Origin of the sequence: Stenotrophomonas sp. CASM101, assembly GCF_049384845.1 — a bacterium.
Taxonomy (GTDB): Bacteria; Pseudomonadota; Gammaproteobacteria; order Xanthomonadales; family Xanthomonadaceae; genus Stenotrophomonas; species Stenotrophomonas hibiscicola.
Map to the genome: position 1 here is coordinate 530,115 of NZ_JBMRFR010000001.1, position 16,179 is coordinate 546,293.

The window sequence follows — 16,179 nt, forward strand, 5'->3', positions numbered from 1 at the left end:
CCCTATGAATCTCAACAGTAGTTTGCAGTTTTTATTTCACGAATGCGACTTTGTGATGGGCCACGGAATCGCTAGAAACTCACCCTCCGAGAACCAATCGCTCGCAGTGACTCTGTTCAGCGCGACTGAAGGGGCGGAGGACCATAGGACGAGGGCCAACGACTCCTTAGCACGACTGCAGGTGACATATAGGAGGCGCAAGGTACGATCGATGGTCGTTTCCTTTCCTTTCCCAACATTGTCCCAGTCCGATTTACTGAGCTGGATCCCTCCAAAAATCTTGTCATATGAAATTTGGTTGCCACCAGCCAGCTTATCGTCCATCACAACCATAACGTGAGCAAACTCCGAGCCTTTGACCACCTGGTGGGTGGCAAGCACAGAATTTCCAGCGAGGTAGGTGCGATACTTCTGCAACTGACTCCAAGGAGTGTCGAACAGCGCACACCACCCCCGACGTATGCGGTCCTTCTTGGACTCATCCTCTCCTCTGGCCGGAGCAGGTGGAGCAGGAGACTTGTCGGAAAATGCATCTAGAAGTCGATGATCGACCTCGAACAGATTCGCGCCCAGTATCGGCGTGAGAACTTGTTCAACAGTGGCGCCAGGATTCTGACAGGCAGTAGCAAAGGCGGAAATGGCTCGAAGCATCTCGTCGGAACGCCTAGCACGCTCGGCCGCTTGTTCTGGCATGTTATCGAGACGACCGAAGCAGCGAAGGACTTCGGTGGCCATAAGCTCGTCTATGGCACCATCGGGGCCAACACAGGCCTCCAACTGCGCAAGCTCATTCAAAAGCACCTGCACAGCAGTAGGCCCCTTGTTCTCGCCGCTTCCCGTAGGCGCAGCCGAATTTGGGTCGATCAGAACCATTGCACTGTACGCGTCGAGGAACGCGCCGCGAGTTGCGACAAGCTTGTGCTCTAGAGCGAGCAGCTGATAGTGACCTTGGCTCCAAGCATCGGAACCGCTGGCTTGCCGCATCTGGTCTGCGCACCACCGCTCGCTTGCAACCTTCTCCTCCGGCGAGAGCGATGTGTCGCCAACAAAGAGTCGGACCACTCCGCCGGCCTTTTCAGTTCGCGGATGCTGCTCGACGCCGTTGGCAGGCTGCGTTCTGCCATCGATCTCTGCCTCCCATATTCTGTTGATGAGCGTGACGATTCGACGTTGACTGCGATGATTCATTTTCAGCTCTGGCGTCGCCCAGCTCACTGGGACTAGACTCGGAAGATCCGAGTGACCATCCGTGTATATGCGCTGCCGATGGTCGCCAAGCAGTCCCAGAGTGAGACCGAAACCCCTCGGCTCCGCGAAGCTCATCAAGGCGTCCAAGATACCCTTCATGGTGTCTTGAGACTCATCGATAAGAATGATGGGGTGGCGGTCCTTCAGAATGGTCTGCAGCGTAGACTTGTGCTGCAGCAGCCACGCCGTCGCGTCCAGCACATGTTTGTGGGCGAGCGCGCCGGCACCATGCGTCTCGCGGTCCGGGTTGTAGATGAACACATCCGTCAGCCGAAATGCCTCGATGTCCGCCTTCATCTCGTCCAAGTCCCGCTGCTTCGCTGCAGTGATCCCTCTAGGCTTGGCAACCGCCTCTGCAGTTTCCTTTTCCAGCTGAGCTTGCTTGATGGCGACGAGGGCTTCTCGGATGTCGTCGTTGAATCCGCTAATGAGTTCCCAACAGAACGCGTGGATTGTGGAGACATCCACCAAGTCGTTGTCTCCAAGGCGACCTTTGATGACCGCGACAGCGTTCTTTGTGTATGTGACCACGCGTATCGAACGGCCATAGATCTGCAGTCGTCGGGCGAGTCGCCCCCCTTTTTCATGCTCCACAACGCCGGTCATTCGACGCAGCACCTCGACCAATGTGCGCGTCTTTCCGGACCCCGCGCCGGCAAAGAGGAAGTAGCTGCGAGGCGGCTCCTCAGTGAGATAGCCGCAGATTTCATCGACAACCCCGTCATCACGCTCGTTGTTGCCAGGGACGGCTAGCGCGCTCATGTCATCGGTTCCTTGCTGGGCTCAAGCTGCGCCTGTAACCAAGCCAGGGCATCGGCGATGTACTTCGGGCAGACAACTGGTTCATCAGAAGAAAGCTGCTCGAAGATGCTTGCAGCAAACTCGCCCTTTCGTAGCGAGCCATGCATTACCGTATGGAGTGCCTTGACCATCTCTGCAACGCTTCCAGCTTCGGCCGCGGCTCTTGCCACAGATCCAAGCGCGCCAGTCGGTGGCTCAATCTCAACGCCATCATCATCGGCTTTGCCTTCCATGAGCGCCTTGAACCAAGGCATGTTTGTAAGAACGAGGGAATCTTCAAAGGAGCTGGGCCAGCTGCCGTTAGCTTCAGCAACTGGCAGCTGCCAAGCGAATCGCACGAGGCCCGCTGCGGCCTCACCCCATACCAACTGAGCGTCGGTCGGATTCTTCAAATCATCGAGCATCTGAAGCCTTGGGTGCCACCCACGGAGCGTCGGATTGCCGCAATGGAGACCAGCTTGACCGGTGTTTGCGACCGCGACCAGCCTCTTGGTTGGCTCGCCGTTCTTCTTGGGTTTGCCGTCCTGTTCCTCGCAAGGGTCGACGTCGGTGATGATGACAGTAGGGATCCGCAGCTTCTCGACGAGTGGCTTGAGTCGGTGGGCATGACTCCCTCCGATATCAAGGAAGGACACATATCGACTGTTCAGCTCCTTGAAATCTCGCTCCATGAAAAGAGGGATGAGCATGCGCTCAGCAACGCCTTCCACGAAGATGGCCGCATTGGCGAATAGCAGGTCGGTGTGTTGGACACGGAAGTATCGCTCTGCGAACTGACGTGTCTTCTTGTCATCACCAAAGACCTGCCCGAGATTGACTACTTCAGTGGTTGGCATTGGGCTTGCCGCGCTCTTTGCCACGCGGCGTACATACCGGAGGCGGTCAAAGTCCTCAGCGTGCGCGAGATGGCTCGAGTGGGTGCTGATCAGCAACTGGCTCTTGAGCGCTGAGGCGTCTGCTCCCGTCGGGCTTATGAGCTTGTGTGCCTTGTCGGGAAAGATACGCTGCACTTGGACATGAAGGTGCGCCTCAGGCTCTTCAATCATCACAAGGTGAACGGGCGCAGGAGATCCTTTGTCGGGCTTTAGCCTAGCAGCTTTGAATGACACCAACTGATAACTGAGGGACTGGAGGTTCTGGTAGCCGAGTCCGATGGAGTGTTCAGGAAGGAGTTCTTCAAGCGACTCCTTCTGCATGCTGTACTGCACCGCAGTTCCATGGTCTAGCAGGTCAGCCGTCTGGATGCGCGTGCGAAAACGAATTTCCTGGGGATCATGCAGACCCGGATAGCCTAGCTGCTTCACCTCCTCGACCGAATCGGCAATGGCCTCGTGAATCTTCTTGTCAAGGTCTCTGTGCGCCTCTGCCACCGCTTTGACGAGGTCCGCGCGGTGACCATGCCCTGTACTGGCGACGTTCAAGTGCTGACGGGCAAACTTGAGGAGTTGGTTGGAGAACATGCCAACTCGATGCGGCCCGGATGCCGACCGTGACTCAGCCTCTTCACTGCCCAGCCCACGCTGAGCGGCAACAAAGTCGACTCGGATGACCTTGGACAGATGCTTCCGATCAATGCGGCTGGCATTTTCAGCAAGCGCCTGGCTGGCGTAGGTCTTGAAGCCGGTTATTGGGTTGTTCTCTGCATCGAGTTTATATGCACGAACCTGGCCGAGTTTCGAAGGTTCACGGAGCCAAAAGTCCAAAAGGTCTATGGGCCAAGCCAACGAGTCAGCACCCATTTCCTTCACGGGCCCGCGCGCCGTGCGGTATATCCAGGCAAGTTGCTTTAGCTCTTCAACGGTTGACGCTGGTTCCAAGCGAAGCCGGATACCCACTGCACCACCCTTCCAGCTGAACTTGGAAAGGAACGGTGCGACGTAGTGGTACATGCCCGCCTCGGCATCGAACCAAAGGTCCAGCGTTGGCATGGTCGAGAGAAGAGCTTGAAGCTGCTGCTTCCACTGCTCCTCGTCACCTGGCACGGTTAAGGGGTCTTCCGGTACGGCTTCCCATACTTTTCCAAGAGCTCGCAGTGTTGGCCATTGCGAGAGGCTGATGTCAAAAGAGCCAAAGGACGAACTTTCTGCAAGGAAGTGACGGAGAGCGGTGAGTACCGAGGTCTTCCCGCTGTTGTTCGCTCCGACCAGAATAGTGGTCTTCTTGTTGACGTCCAGTTGAACCTTGCCGAGGCGGCGGAACTGGCACAACTCTAGAAATCGAAGTGTGATGCCTCCGGAGACCGGAATAACTGGACCTGCGTCTGGCATTGAGGCACCTTTTGACTGGAAGTTAGCGATGTGCCGCTATTAGGCAGATACTTAAGGCGCCAGGGAAGACGCCCTCATGTCACCAATAGCAGCGAAGATGATTTGGTTGGCCATCATGGATAGCGACATTTCTGTTCGGCTGAGGACCTGGAACCCGCGAGAAATTGATGACCGGGAAGACGCCTGCTTCCGACCCAAAGCGGCATCGATCCGCCCTCGATAGATCCCCCGAATCTCGCTTAATCGCTGCCGCATCGGAACTAGAGCGCACGCCCATCGTTCTGAAACCCCATCCCATTCCTGAGCGTCGTCCGCTAGAATTTCCCGTTGAACGGCAAGTGCATGGAAAGCAACCTTAGTCGGGAATGGTCGGCTCATCGCCCCAAGCGGCCGAACCCACCCTGTTCGCCCTAGCAGTGCCAGCACGGCGCGCCTGGGAAAACGGCGAACTAATTGCTGCGCTTTGAGTAGATCGGTATATCAGGCGGTCGTTAACAATAGAGCCCACATACTTTCCATCGGGGCCAAAAACACGCTCGCCTTTGATGCGACCTACAACTGCGCCTGAGCGGCTGTAAACAAATTCCCCATTCACCTGCAGAGGCTTGCCGTTCTTTGTAAACAGATCCATCTTTCCCCCGAGCTCCTATAAGGAACGGCAACTCTGCCGCAAATGCCCCCTGGTCGACCTAGGGGGCCGGCCACGCTTTCACCCACAAAGCGTCGCATCTAAGGTTCTCAATCTAGTACAACTAGATCCTAAGCGGGCATGGCTTCGCTGGCAAGCTAAGGGACTCCCGCGCAGCCAGCCCTCCATTTCCCGCCACGGGACGACATGGACCCTGCCCGTAGAAAGCCCTAATTCTCTAACCGTCTAGTGCCCATTTGCGGGCAACCACGGGAATACCCCTGCTCGATTGGCAAGTCTCAATTGGCTAGTGTGGTCGGAGGAGCGGGCGCCGCTTCGCCCAGCACCTGAACCAGCTCCATCGATCGCAGCATAGCGACGATCTCCAGCTACTTCTCTGCGGCCCACTTGGGCCGGGTGCCCAAGCATTTGGTTTGCCAGCGTCTCCTGGGCAGAGATGGCGATGCCAAACAGTAGATTAGGAGCATTGGCCGGATTCAACCCTCCCAATCGTACATTCCACCAATGCGATTGCGACTGGGGCTGACCGTAAAGCGAGAAGACAGCGTACCTATCGACACTACATGGACTTGATCCCGAGTTGCACCTAGAAAGTGCTGAGCCTCGTGGACTGCCAGCAGACAAGGAGCGTTGGCGTACAGACCACTATCAATGTATTGACAACTGCCGAAGGTGTGCCTAGGGAAATAACCAAACGCAGCAATGGTAGCAAGCGGGACATGAGCGAGCCGATGGCGGTGGTCTCTGGAAAAGTTCCGGTGACACTTGGCCTAGCGCGACGCTGTGATTGTTTGCTACTGCTTGTCCTTGATCTGGTTGCCGCGCACGCTCTGTAATATCTTCAAGACCTCATCAGAGACCTCGGTCGGGGAGAACCCCAAGGCAGCGGCGATGAGGCAGAACTCCAACACATCCAAGCGACGCGCTCCAGACTCAACAGAAGACACGCGCTGCTGAGGCCACCCCAGATGGGAGGCTAGCCTAGTTTGACTGATGCCCAACGACTCCCGTCGCTCCCGGAGCAGACCGATCAACCGAAGGTATGCACTTTGGTAGATCGTCTTGGTAGCCATCGGGTCCGCCTGGAGGAGCGGAACGAAATCTATGGCCACAGCCGGCACTACATGAAAATTGTGTAGACGACATTCCGGTGACTTGCTAGCATCAGGGCCGGTTGAACTTCCGGGGATCGAGTGATCTATGGGCGTGACCAACAGACCCTCATTCCTCCGGGGCCAGAGCTCGATTCGCTGCTGGTATCGCTTGGACCGTTCTATGCGTGCGCATGGTGCGCGCTCGAGCGCTCCACTTCGATTTCCGCCCCTGTAGCCGCTGACACAGCGGTTGCGCAGCGCTTGCTGCTGTTCCTTAAGACAGCGGGAGTTCTAGCTGAGACGGGTCCGTCAAACGGCTATACAAGGCGATCTCTTTACGAACCCATTAGCTGGAGCTATCGGGAAGGCGGCCAGCTGCCTGACGATCTGAGTACTGCGCTGACCCATGCGCTGACAGCTTGGCATCCCTCTCTTGGAGCACAGGACCAACAGTGGCTTTGGCGTCAGCTTTCTGACCGCGAAGCTGCTGCCTATCTTGTGTCATTGCTGCGCAAGCACCGGATCGGCATTCAACACGCCGAAGAGATCCTGCGCATACAGGAAAAGGACTGGCACGAGCTGAGTTTGGGACGCAAGCGATACGTGCTTTGGTCATCAGTCAGGGGAGCAGCCAGTGAGTACCTAAGTAACGGCGGCGACGAATCCGCGGCATTGATCGTGCTGAGCCGCGAGATACGAAGTCGAGCAAACTGGCTCTCTCGGAAGCAAGCATCAGGAGCGCTAAGCAAGTCTGACTACTGCTTCCTGCCAGGCCCTGCGTGGCGGCGACCGCTAATGGTCGATGTCGCACTGGAGTGCCTGCTGCCCATTGGCGACGCCTACTGGCTCGCTCCTCCGATCCTGATGCGCAGCACGAGAGGCCAAGACTTAGATCGCGCCTCTCGTGACGCACTCAAACTTAGATAGGCTCCTATCGCATGCGCCCCAGAATCCTTGCCCTCGATCTTGAGGGGACCCTGATCTCCAATGCGGTCAGCCAGATTCCGCGACCAGGACTTCGCAATTTTTTGGAGCATGCTGCAACTACCTTCGATGAGGTTGTACTTTTCACGACAGTGCCTAAGCATTTGGCGCTGAGAATCGTATTGCTTCTGGCGGAGGAAGCGCATGTGCCTCTCTGGTTCACAGAGGTCCGCTACGTCGAATGGACTGGTTCTACCAAAGATCTTCGATTTGTATCTCCGCTACTTGGCCAAGCTTTGCTGCTTGACGACCACCGTTCATACATCCACCCGGATCAACATAGGTTCTGGATTGAGGCCCCTCTATTCGCATCACCGTACCCTGCTAATGACAGCGGCTTGCAGGTCTGCCAGACACGCATCAGGGAGAGAGTGTCGCTGCTCGCAGCGATAGCCTGACTGAGCGGCAGCAGTCGAAACCATCGCGCAAGAACTCTAGACGAACCTTGAGCTAGCTGCTCTTAACGTAAGAGCGCACCATCCACTGCAGGAATGAGCGTGACTAGGACCAGTCTTTCCCACCCTCTTCAGATAGCGACTCTCCCTGTCGGTCATTGCGGAGGAGCTATCGGGGTAACCTTCGCTCCAGGCAAGCGCCAAGATATCGCGATGACGGGTTCGTGGTCGCGAGACTTAGATATCGACCTTCAAGCTATAAGCTCATGGGGCGCAAGCCACCTCATCAGTCTAATTGAACCCTGGGAGTTCGAGGATCTTCAGATCTCCGCTCTGCCAGAGCGTGCGGTAGCCCATGGCCTACGGTGGTACGGACTGCCGATTAGGGATGGAGCCGCACCCGACTGCGGGTTCCTCCAAACATGGAAGGAGTTGGAGAAGTCCATCTGCAATGATCTCCTCGACGGCGAACGGGTTGTGGTCCATTGCAAAGGGGGGCTGGGCAGAGCAGGTACTGTCGCCTGCATGCTTCTCCTCGCCACCAAGACTTCTCTGAGCAGCGAAGATGCAATCAGGCGCGTGAGGCAGGTACGCCACGGTGCCGTTGAGACATCGCAACAGGAGCGATTCATACACAACTGGGGATCCCTCTCACATACTCGCTAGGGAAACACTGATCAATCCGTGTTTTCGAGACCAACCTTCGAGCAAGGTCTATCAAGTGACAGCCCCGTCCGCTTTCGGCCCGCAGGATGTGCAGCATCGTATCCTGCCTAATCGGGCCCGATGCGCGAACGTCCACCAATTCCCAACGTTCTCCTTATGAGGAATTTAGCTGCGGACAAGGGCTTCGAGCAGGATGCGGTGCTGCGTGGGCGACTTGCTGCGGCCGAGCAACCCTTTCCCGAAGCGTTCCAGCCGGTGGCCCTGGCGCTGTGCGCGGCCATGGCGCAGGACCCGCAGCTGCGCGCGCCCATCCAGCAGAACCAGGCGCAGATCCTGGCCGAGATCCAGCAGCAGGCCACGCACCCACGCAGCGCGTTGCTGGCATACCTCGCGCTCGAAGGCATGAATCTGCTGGAGTCGCTGGACTACGTGCAGTGGCCTTCCTCGCAGCGGCAGCAGCTGTTGCAGGACATTGGCGCGTTGATCGACACGCCGCCGCGCTGAATCCGTTCTCTCCCCCGAGGTAACCCTGATGAGTTCTTCCACCCTCTTCCTGACCGGAGGAAGCGGCTACGTGGGCCGCAATCTGATCCGCCGCCTGTGTGCAGACGGCCACCACGTACGTGCGCTGGTGCGCAGCCCCCACGCCGAGGCAGTTGTAGAAGCGCTGGGCGCCCAGCCGGTGCAAGGCGACCTGCTGGACCCGGGCATCGTTGCGGCGATGCAAGGCTGCACTGCGCTGATCCACGCAGCTGCCGACACCGACCAGCTTCGGCAGCCAGGTGAAGAACAGCCCCATTGTCGAGGATGCAGCCCAGACGCGATTCACGATCGGCTACATGGTCCGCTTCTAATAAAGATGTCCATTCGGGCCGGAGTTGGCAACTTCGGCCCGCACAGTGCGAATGTCCATCTGCGCACCATGGCAACGATCTCGACCACTGTGACATGGTCTCTATCACCATCCGCATACGGTCTCGCCCGCTCCCAGCCGGGACCGGCCTGGAGCAACTGGAGAAGCGTGTTCGTCTAGCGATGAATGTCCGCTTCTGGCCGCAGGGCGTCATGCGACCCATAGCCGCCGTTCACGGTTACGTCCAACATTGCCCCGAATCTCATTGCTACTCAAAACCGGGTGCACGTCGGGTGGCAGGTCGGCCTACGATGCCGGCCCCTCTTCGTCAGCCTCCTCGTCGTCAACAACAGCATCTGCCTCCCCGGCAACGAACCCGCACATCTCCATAAACATCCAGGCGCGCATCCAGTTATTCACCTCGGCGACTTTCAGGGTGCTAGCGTCTTCGTCGCTTCCGCCCGCCTTGCGGATGTACAACGTTTGTAGGGAGGCTACGTACGCCTCGCGGAAGATGCCGGTCGGGCGAAAGCCAAAGTTGTGCGTGAAGACCACTTCTTGAAGCTCGTGAACCATACCCTCCCATAGAGGCACCTCGCGCTCGCATTCGGTTCCGTGCGCCAGGCAATCGTCAATAGCGCGCTTGGCGAGGCGCAGCAGCCGACCATCGAAGGCGTACCGCGGGCTGTCCATGAAAATGTCGCGATGCTGTTCGTCCATCTGCTCGAGCATCGGAACTGAGCGCTCGGGATCGGCCACCAAGAACGGGTTGACGGCACACACAATCAGGCTATTGCGGTAGTAACGAGGGAGCTCTTTCCAGGGCTTACGGACGAACACGAATCCGTGCAGCTGCTCGGCCTCCATTAACTGCGCGGCATACGTACTCAGGGCGCCCAACGCCTCGCGGGTGTACTCGTTGAGGTTTCCCTCATCCTCCTCACTGTCGTACCAGCCTTCTAGGTCGTGGAACGAGGCAACAACGCAGCCCATCGCCTGGTGCGATAGCAGCCTATTTGCGAAGTAGCGGAAATCCTCATCAGTCGGGACATACAGCTCCAGCTTCAAGCTTTCAAGCGTCTGCTCCGAAAAGATTGGGCGGTAAGCGATGACGTCCCGATTGGAGATGAGCAGGTCATACAGGTACGCATGGCGAGTAATTTTCGCCCCCATGGGCGCCACCAGAACGTTGGCGATGTCTGCCGGACCCGAAAGCGCAAACATTTGGGCGATGTAGTTGCTATAGGCTAGTAACTCAGAGAACGCGTTCCGTTCGGATGAACTGCCGACCTTGAGCTCAAGTACGAAAATGCCGTCTTCGTGGTAACCCAACAAGTCGAGCTGCATCGGCTTGGTACTGTCCGTGGGCAGGTCGACTTTGCTACCGACGAACGTTCCGTAGCGAACGCTATCGTGGATGCGATCAATGCGCTGCAAAGCGCGCTGCTTGATGATGCGCCACAGCTCGAAGCTGCTCTCCTCATCTTCTACTTCGGGCAGTAAGGCGCGGCCTTCCAAGGCTTGAGTCAGCTCGGTCGAGTCCATCACGACCGTTTCCATGCCCATCGCCAACAACTGCTTGTGTACTTGTTCTTCAGAAAAGGGGATGGCCACTCAATCGCTCCCGTTGTGGTTCGCCGATGATGACATCATCGAATGCATCCATGGCACCGCCGAGCGGCTGACGACATCCGACGCTCGCTGGCGCAGCGGCGGCTCAACACGGCATTCGATGTCTCCTTTTGGCCGAAAGCGGACATCGCCTCCCGCATCAGCTCAACCCTAGAACTTCAGCCTCACGCCACCGTTCACCACAAACCCTTCCAGCGGCGCCCATGCGTCCACGGTCCACTGGCCATCGTCGGCACGGCGAGGCCGCAGCATCGGGTTGTAGCCGCTCTGGCGGACGTTGAGGATGTTTTCCAGGTTGAGGAACAGGCTGACTCTTCCCAGCACGATCTCTCCCAGCGCACCGACTTCCAGATACGGTCGGCTGCGTCGACGCCAGGGATTGTCATCAAGCGTCTGGATGCCGGTGTAGTAGGCTTCCAGGCCTATGCGGCCACGGTCATGCTGTTCCCACATGGCAACCAGGCCTGCGCTATGCCGGGGTGTGAGTGAGACCAGGCGGCGGCCGGCGCCTTCCTCACCAGGTTCGCGCGCATCGGTGTAGACATAACTGCCGGTTACCGTGATGTCCTGCCAGCGATAGCGCAGCAGCAACTCACTACCCCGGGTGCGGGTGACGCCCGCCACATTGACCAGTTGCACACGTTCTCCCGGCGCGTTCGCAGATTCCACCAGGCGTACCGCATGGTCGATATCGGATGCGAACACGCTGAGGTTCATCTCCCAGGGGCCATGCACATAGCCTGCATCGATGGACCCGGTTGTAGCGATTTCCGCGCGAAGGCCGGTGAGCGACTCCAGGCGTGACAGGCCAGCGGCCTCGATCTGTTCGACGAAGGGCGTAGGCGCATAGAAGCCTCTGCCGATCGACGCGCGCAGGGTCCACTCGTCAGGGCGGAACAACAGTGACACGCGGGGGCTGAAGTGCCCACCATAGACGCTGTGGTCATCCCAGCGCGCACTGCCGGAAAGCGTGAGGTCATCGCGCAGCGCCTGCTCCGCCTGCACGAACAGGGCAGGCACGGTGTAGCGGTAATCAAACTGCCGGTATCGGGCGGAACGGAACCGGTCCTGCTGCGCGGCAATGCCCGCCAGCCAGCTGGTGGCGCCTACGCCGGACGCATAGCTGATTTCCGCAAAGCCGGTCTGATGGGTGTCGTTGTCCTGCTCAGGGCCATACCCGTGGTCGTGATCGGTGGACATGGCCGATGCGCGCAGCTGCAGACGGTCGCTCTCGCGCACTGGAACATCGATCACCGCGCCGGCATCAATGCGCTCCGTGCGCTGCGTGAGAGCGAAGGGCTGCCCGTCGGGCGCCCGTTGACCGGGCAGTGTTCCGCCAAGCCGACTCTCGCGCATTGCGCCTGCCGTCAGCAGTGCGCGCGCTCCGTTTTCCGATTCCCAGAACAACCGCGGCCGGACCGTGGCACGCTCGTAGCCGGGAATGTCAGCCCAGCCGTCTCCGTCCAGGTCCTGGCGGTCCTGGCGATGGTAGCCACCCACCACCGAGAGGCCCCAGTGCTCGGCCAGTGGCCCTGCTGCGTAGCCGGTCACGTCCTGCCCGCCACGGCTGGTGGCATTGAGCAGCATTTCGGCCTCGGCGGTTTCCTTGGGCCGGCGCGATATCAGGTTCACCACACCGCCCAACGCTGCTGGACCGTACAACGCCGACGCGCTGCCCTTGATGATCTCGACACTGCCAAGGTCGGTCGGGGGAATCTGCAGCATGCCGATGGACGATGACTGGCCGCCGTACAGCGGCAGGCCATCGGCCAGCAGCTGGGTATACCGGCCGCGCAGGCCCTGGATGCGGATGTTGGATGCGCCCATGCCCGGCGAGGTGTTCTGCACCCGCACGCCCGCCGTCTCCGCCACAAGCACGGAGACGTTGCCCGGCGACATCAGCAGCTTCTCTTCGATCTCTTCCTGCGACACGACGTCTACCCGGATCGGTTCGTCGGAAACGCGGCGCCCTGACCGGGTTGACTGCACCACCACCGCATCCAGCTCCACGGCCTCATCGTGGTGGTCGTCGTGCGCGGCAGGCGGTTCATGTGCATTGGCCGGGGCAACGGCGGACAGCAGGGCGGCGCTCAGCGCCAGGGCAAGCGGATGTGGCAGCAGGGTCATGGGTCGTCAGGGCGGCAGGGCCGCGCGGTGGCGAAGTAGCCCGGCGTTGTAAACCTTGATGCGGCTACAAGGTCAAGCGGCAGGCTGCGGCTGAAGGGCTTCCAGCACCCTGCAGTCGGCCACGCGGCCGCCCGGGCAATTGCCGATCATCCGCTCCAGCTCGCCCTGCAGCGCCTGCAGGTCCTGGATCCTGCGCGTGATGTCTGCGATGTGCGCTTTCACCACATCGTCCACCGAACTGCACTCGTGCTCCCGCTGTTCACCAAAGGCAATCAGCTCGCGGATCTGTTCGATGGAGAAGCCAAGCTCGCGGGCGCGGCGCACGAACGACAGTCGCCTCTGGTCCTGCGCGCCGTAGTAGCGGTAGTTGCCCTCCGAGCGCAACGGTGGCTGCAGCAAGCCGATCTTTTCGTAATACCGGATGGTTTCGGCCTTGGTGCCGGTCTGGCGGGCCAGCTGGCCGATGGTGAGGTGGCTGGGCATGGGCTTGACCTTGTAGGGGCTACAGGGTTGATAACGACTCTCCCACCCTTTTTCAAGCCCGGCCACAGCCTGGCGGGAGACATCCATGGACCACTGCTGCGGCCACAAGCGCCAGGAACTGGAAGCGCTGGCCCTTCACAGTGCGCAGCGGCGCGTGCTGGTGGCGGTACTCATCATCAACTTGGCGATGTTCTTCATCGAGTTCGGCGCGGGCATCGTGGCGCACTCCAGTGCCCTGCAGGCTGATGCCGTGGACATGCTGGGCGACGCGATCGTGTACGGCCTGAGCCTGTGGGCAGTGAACCGGGGGGCGCGCTGGGAGGCCGGTGCGGCCCTCGCCAAGGGGCTGCTGATCCTGGCCTTCTTTGTCTTCATCGTGGTGGAGGTGGTCAGCAAGCTGATCCACGGCGTGCCGCCTTCCAGCGGCTTGATGCTGGGGTTTGGAGCCATCGCGCTGGTGGCCAATCTGGTGTGCCTGGCATTGTTGTGGCGGTTCCGCGCGCTCAACATCAACATGAAAAGCACCTTCGAGTGCTCCCGCAATGATGTCGCCGCCAACATCGGTGTGCTGGTGGCTGCCGGTGGCGTAGCGCTGACCGGAAGCGGCTGGCCAGACATCGCAGCAGGCGCGGTGATCGCACTGCTGTTCCTGAAATCCGCGCTTGGCGTGATCGGCGAGGCGTGGCCCGCGTGGCGTGCGGCGGTTAAGTAGCAAGGCGTTGGGGCAAGTGCTGGTTAGAACTGTGCCGAGCGGATGTCGGCTTCTGGCCGAAAGCAGTCGCGGGCCTTACAAAGCAGCGTCCGACGCGAAGCGGGCAGTTGCCGCCCGGTAGCTCGCTACAAGTGCACAACTTGCTTCGATCTCAACTCAGCCTATGGACACATAGTGCCCGACATGCGCCGCACCCGTTACACCCACGTTCCGTTGTGCGTAGCTAACACACACCCGCCTTCGCTGGATTGCAGGGCAAGCATTTAGGCCCCTAGGGCCCGGAATGAACAGCTGAGCCATTGACGCAACTTAGGAAAACTCCTTGACCCCAGGTGGCACTGGCCTGAACAATCAGTGCAAGACACCGGTTTCGGAGTCTAATCGGCGTTATGCCGCACAAGGAGGTTTCATGGAGCAGTTGCAGACTTTTTTTTCTGGCATGGCCTGGTGGTTCAACGGTGGCGCAGTCGTACTCATCCTGCTTACTCGATTATTGGCACATAACAAGGGCGCGTGGGCTCTCGTCGGCGTCATCCTACTAGTAGTGTCCATGGGGAATTCAACGCTGCTTGCCCCATTCGGAAACGACACCTCAAGCCAGCTTGCAGCGCTCTTTGGCACGGTCGTACATGCAGCACTCGGTGCAACCTTCGTAGCCAACTGGCTCACTGACGGTGCTGCCTAGAAATTCATTCAAGCCGACGCCGCTTCGCGGCGCGGCTTGAGTCAGGTGTTGCTCAATGTCCGCTCCTGGCCGAAAGGGGCCATGGGCGCGACAGGGGTGTACGGACGCTCATCACACATCGGACGATGGAAATTAATGGATGGCCCGAGCTGAGCAAGCCCAGTACTGAAGACATGCTTGGAAAGTAGTAATTCTTCCCATTACGCACCTATGAAGCGGTAGTAGGCCAATGGACAAGCGGGCCCTAATGTGGGACTGCCGCAGGCCGGTAGGCACTATGAGTGCCTGAATTCCCAATCGCTGCTGTTGGTTTAGTGGGAAATCGAAATCAAACCGAAGAGCGCCTAATATCATTGGCCCACCGGCTGGGTAGCCGGTGGGCATCGAATTACCGCACGGGAGGGGCTGAAATGCGCAGTACTGCCAGCGCCAGCAGAGCCGACGCTACGGACCCGGCGATGATGCCGAGCTTCGCTTGGTCAACCCATTCTTCATGGCCAGGGAACGCCAGGCCTGAAATGAACAGGCTCATGGTGAACCCGATGCCGCACAGCAGCGATACGCCGTAGATCTGCGCCCAACTCACTCCTTCCGGTTTGGCAGCGAGTCCGGTCTTGGCCGCGATCACGACACCTCCAAACACTGCGAGCTGTTTTCCAATAAAGAGGCCTGCCGCGACGCCCAGCGGGATTGAAGAGAGGAAGTCAGACACGCTAAGGCCGCGCAGGTCAACGCCCGCATTTGCCAGGCCAAATATTGGCATCACGAGAATTGCCACCGGAAGAGCGATGGCATGCTCAATGCGAACCAATGGGCTTGAGTCTCTGCCGTGCAGTGAGTCGTAGGGAATGAGGAGCGCACCGATGACGCCCGCCAATGTGGCATGCACGCCAGACAGCAGCGTGAGGTACCAAAGCACAGGCAATGCAAGGACGTAAGGCCAAAGGCGCGCGACTCCCGCGCGGGACATGCACCACATTGCCACACATACCGCCGCCGCGCCGACGAGAGCCAGCATGTTCAACGAAGAGGTGTAGAAGATCGCGATGATGGCGACAGCGCCCATGTCGTCAATGATCGCTATTGACATAAGGAGGATCTTCAAAGGTAGCGGCGCGCGCTTTCCGAGTAATGCCAGAAGTCCCAAGGCGAACGCGATGTCAGTCGCTGCAGGAATTGCCCAGCCGTTTAGCTGTCCAGGCGTGTCCTTGGTCATCCATGCATAGATTAGGGCCGGGATCGCCATACCGAAAAGCGCTGGCAGAGCAGGAAGCCGCCGCTGCTTCCATGTGGAGAGTCGGCCGTCAGTGAGCTCCCTCTTAATTTCCAGGCCGACAAGCAGAAAGAAGATCGCCATCAGGCCATCGTTGATCCACAGGTGTGGTGTCATAGGGCCCAACTTCGGTGTAAGCGTGGGTCCCCATTCGGCATGGAGCAGGTGCCGGTATGCTTCCGAGAGCGGGCTATTCGCAATGGCAATGGCCACTGCGGCTGCTGCCATCAATAGTAGTCCACCGGCCGACTCGCTTGAGATGAAGCGCTTTAGCACGCTGGCGGGAGAAACAGGGGTGGTCATCGGAACT

The 16,179-nt window shown here is 59.2% G+C and carries 15 protein-coding genes; 7 read left to right on the forward strand and 8 right to left on the reverse strand.

Features of this window, described 5'->3' with window-relative positions; all coding sequences use genetic code 11:
- Window positions 1-36: 36 nt before the first annotated feature.
- The 4 genes from VG543_RS02615 to VG543_RS02630 all read right to left on the reverse strand — a co-directional run bounded on the left by VG543_RS02615 (window position 37) and on the right by VG543_RS02630 (window position 6,038).
- Complete coding sequence (locus VG543_RS02615; RefSeq protein WP_171968386.1) at window positions 37-2,010, reverse strand: UvrD-helicase domain-containing protein; 1,974 nt, start codon at window positions 2,008-2,010, stop codon at window positions 37-39.
- Entirely contained in the window at window positions 2,007-4,316 is a 2,310-nt protein-coding gene (locus tag VG543_RS02620; RefSeq protein ID WP_423177653.1) for an AAA family ATPase, read from the reverse strand. The genes VG543_RS02615 and VG543_RS02620 overlap by 4 nt, the downstream gene beginning before the upstream one ends.
- Before the next feature lie 355 nt (window positions 4,317-4,671).
- The gene (locus VG543_RS02625; RefSeq protein WP_080052358.1) at window positions 4,672-4,947 is read right to left on the reverse strand and encodes a hypothetical protein; all 276 of its coding nucleotides are present in this window, start codon (window positions 4,945-4,947) and stop codon (window positions 4,672-4,674) included.
- Between the two features lie 812 nt (window positions 4,948-5,759).
- Window positions 5,760-6,038 (reverse strand): helix-turn-helix domain-containing protein, encoded by a 279-nt coding sequence (locus VG543_RS02630; RefSeq protein WP_149908847.1) that lies wholly within the window; start codon window positions 6,036-6,038, stop codon window positions 5,760-5,762.
- A gap of 282 nt (window positions 6,039-6,320) precedes the next feature.
- Here VG543_RS02630 and VG543_RS02635 point away from each other — a divergent pair, with 282 nt between their 5' ends.
- The 5 genes from VG543_RS02635 (at window position 6,321) to VG543_RS02655 (ending at window position 9,137) form a co-directional block, all read left to right on the forward strand.
- A complete protein-coding gene (locus tag VG543_RS02635) occupies window positions 6,321-6,986 on the forward strand; it encodes a hypothetical protein (RefSeq protein WP_149908848.1) in 666 nt (221 codons plus the stop codon).
- Between the two features lie 11 nt (window positions 6,987-6,997).
- Window positions 6,998-7,441 carry an NIF family HAD-type phosphatase gene (locus tag VG543_RS02640; protein WP_149908849.1) on the forward strand — a complete coding sequence of 148 codons (444 nt, stop codon included), beginning with the start codon at window positions 6,998-7,000 and terminating at the stop codon, window positions 7,439-7,441.
- Window positions 7,442-7,534: 93 nt separating this feature from the next.
- On the forward strand, window positions 7,535-8,104 hold the full coding sequence (locus tag VG543_RS02645) for a cyclin-dependent kinase inhibitor 3 family protein (RefSeq protein ID WP_171968387.1): 570 nt from the start codon (window positions 7,535-7,537) through the stop codon (window positions 8,102-8,104).
- Window positions 8,105-8,260: 156 nt separating this feature from the next.
- Complete coding sequence (locus VG543_RS02650) at window positions 8,261-8,608, forward strand: hypothetical protein (RefSeq protein ID WP_149908850.1); 348 nt, start codon at window positions 8,261-8,263, stop codon at window positions 8,606-8,608.
- 28 nt (window positions 8,609-8,636) lie between these two features.
- Complete coding sequence (locus tag VG543_RS02655) at window positions 8,637-9,137, forward strand: SDR family oxidoreductase (protein WP_149908851.1); 501 nt, start codon at window positions 8,637-8,639, stop codon at window positions 9,135-9,137.
- 126 nt (window positions 9,138-9,263) lie between these two features.
- Here VG543_RS02655 and VG543_RS02660 read toward each other — a convergent pair whose 3' ends face one another.
- The 3 genes from VG543_RS02660 to VG543_RS02670 form a co-directional block, all read right to left on the reverse strand.
- Window positions 9,264-10,571, reverse strand: coding sequence for a hypothetical protein (locus tag VG543_RS02660; RefSeq protein ID WP_219628551.1), 1,308 nt, complete (start codon window positions 10,569-10,571; stop codon window positions 9,264-9,266).
- Between the two features lie 168 nt (window positions 10,572-10,739).
- The gene (locus VG543_RS02665) at window positions 10,740-12,716 is read right to left on the reverse strand and encodes a TonB-dependent receptor plug domain-containing protein (RefSeq protein ID WP_149908852.1); all 1,977 of its coding nucleotides are present in this window, start codon (window positions 12,714-12,716) and stop codon (window positions 10,740-10,742) included.
- Between the two features lie 72 nt (window positions 12,717-12,788).
- Window positions 12,789-13,199, reverse strand: a complete 411-nt coding sequence (locus tag VG543_RS02670) for a MerR family transcriptional regulator (protein WP_049419476.1) — start codon at window positions 13,197-13,199, stop codon at window positions 12,789-12,791.
- Window positions 13,200-13,284: 85 nt separating this feature from the next.
- Here VG543_RS02670 and VG543_RS02675 point away from each other — a divergent pair, with 85 nt between their 5' ends.
- Together VG543_RS02675 and VG543_RS02680 are read left to right on the forward strand one after the other, a co-directional pair.
- The gene (locus VG543_RS02675; RefSeq protein ID WP_119706145.1) at window positions 13,285-13,911 is read left to right on the forward strand and encodes a cation transporter; all 627 of its coding nucleotides are present in this window, start codon (window positions 13,285-13,287) and stop codon (window positions 13,909-13,911) included.
- Window positions 13,912-14,320: 409 nt separating this feature from the next.
- Entirely contained in the window at window positions 14,321-14,596 is a 276-nt protein-coding gene (locus tag VG543_RS02680; RefSeq protein ID WP_149908853.1) for a hypothetical protein, read from the forward strand.
- A gap of 388 nt (window positions 14,597-14,984) precedes the next feature.
- Here the strand turns inward: VG543_RS02680 and nhaA are convergent, their stop codons facing one another.
- On the reverse strand, window positions 14,985-16,172 hold the full coding sequence (nhaA, locus tag VG543_RS02685; protein WP_149908854.1) for a Na+/H+ antiporter NhaA: 1,188 nt from the start codon (window positions 16,170-16,172) through the stop codon (window positions 14,985-14,987).
- Between the last annotated feature and the right edge of the window lie 7 nt (window positions 16,173-16,179).

What these genes read in the sequence shown, in the direction of transcription:
- VG543_RS02670 (WP_049419476.1), bottom strand. Translation starts at nt 13,199, where the DNA reads ATGCCCAGCCACCTCACCATCGGCCAGCTGGCCCGCCAGACCGGCACC.
- VG543_RS02630 (WP_149908847.1), bottom strand. Translation starts at nt 6,038, where the DNA reads ATGGCTACCAAGACGATCTACCAAAGTGCATACCTTCGGTTGATCGGT.
- VG543_RS02625 (WP_080052358.1), bottom strand. Translation starts at nt 4,947, where the DNA reads ATGGATCTGTTTACAAAGAACGGCAAGCCTCTGCAGGTGAATGGGGAA.
- VG543_RS02680 (WP_149908853.1), top strand. Translation starts at nt 14,321, where the DNA reads ATGGAGCAGTTGCAGACTTTTTTTTCTGGCATGGCCTGGTGGTTCAAC.
- VG543_RS02640 (WP_149908849.1), top strand. Translation starts at nt 6,998, where the DNA reads ATGCGCCCCAGAATCCTTGCCCTCGATCTTGAGGGGACCCTGATCTCC.
- VG543_RS02620 (WP_423177653.1), bottom strand. Translation starts at nt 4,316, where the DNA reads ATGCCAGACGCAGGTCCAGTTATTCCGGTCTCCGGAGGCATCACACTT.
- VG543_RS02615 (WP_171968386.1), bottom strand. Translation starts at nt 2,010, where the DNA reads ATGAGCGCGCTAGCCGTCCCTGGCAACAACGAGCGTGATGACGGGGTT.
- VG543_RS02665 (WP_149908852.1), bottom strand. Translation starts at nt 12,716, where the DNA reads ATGACCCTGCTGCCACATCCGCTTGCCCTGGCGCTGAGCGCCGCCCTG.
- nhaA (WP_149908854.1), bottom strand. Translation starts at nt 16,172, where the DNA reads ATGACCACCCCTGTTTCTCCCGCCAGCGTGCTAAAGCGCTTCATCTCA.
- VG543_RS02645 (WP_171968387.1), top strand. Translation starts at nt 7,535, where the DNA reads ATGAGCGTGACTAGGACCAGTCTTTCCCACCCTCTTCAGATAGCGACT.
- VG543_RS02675 (WP_119706145.1), top strand. Translation starts at nt 13,285, where the DNA reads ATGGACCACTGCTGCGGCCACAAGCGCCAGGAACTGGAAGCGCTGGCC.
- VG543_RS02655 (WP_149908851.1), top strand. Translation starts at nt 8,637, where the DNA reads ATGAGTTCTTCCACCCTCTTCCTGACCGGAGGAAGCGGCTACGTGGGC.
- VG543_RS02650 (WP_149908850.1), top strand. Translation starts at nt 8,261, where the DNA reads ATGAGGAATTTAGCTGCGGACAAGGGCTTCGAGCAGGATGCGGTGCTG.